This window comes from Vibrio sp. 2132-1 (assembly GCF_033344315.1).
Window position 1 is genome coordinate 1 of the sequence record NZ_JAWPON010000747.1, and the last position, 544, is coordinate 544.

The following is a 544-nucleotide window of genomic DNA, read 5'->3' on the forward strand; positions in this document are numbered from 1 at the left end:
CGTAGCCGCGTTGTCGCTGCTCTGGATTACTTTCATCAGAATGGTTGGGTTGAACTGGAAAGCAAGCAGCTAACCGATGTGTATTCCGTCTTGCCCGAAACACAGAATATCGAAGACATCACGCAGCATCTGTACGAGCTGTTCCAGTCTAAAGAGCGCAAAGACATCGACCGAATTCACGCCATGCTGGGGTTATTCCAATCGTCAAATTGTTTAAGTCATCAATTAGCCAGTTACTTTGCCGACCACAACGCCCCTGCTCACTGCGGTCATTGTTCTGTGTGTCGAGGACAGAGAGCGGTGTTCCCACCTCGGATTTACGATCAACCTGAACCAGCAGTCGCCTCCGCTTGGATTGCAGAGTTTGTCCAACTTTCCCCTTCTGCAATCAGTAACGAAGCCATCGCCCGATTCTTATGTGGCATCAGCACGCCGTTGATCAGCCAACTTAAAGCCTCAAAGCTATCTGGGTATGGTGCATTGGCTAATGTGTCCTTCGAACAGGTACTACAATTAGTTGAAAGTGTGCGGGAATAGATTAAAA

Annotated in this window: 1 protein-coding gene; it reads left to right on the forward strand. The window is 48.5% G+C overall.

Features of this window, described 5'->3' with window-relative positions:
- Window positions 1–537, forward strand: a 537-nt coding sequence (locus R8N47_RS27750) for a RecQ family zinc-binding domain-containing protein (protein WP_318186429.1), incomplete at its 5' end; no start/stop codon positions are given.
- Window positions 538–544 lie beyond the last annotated feature (7 nt).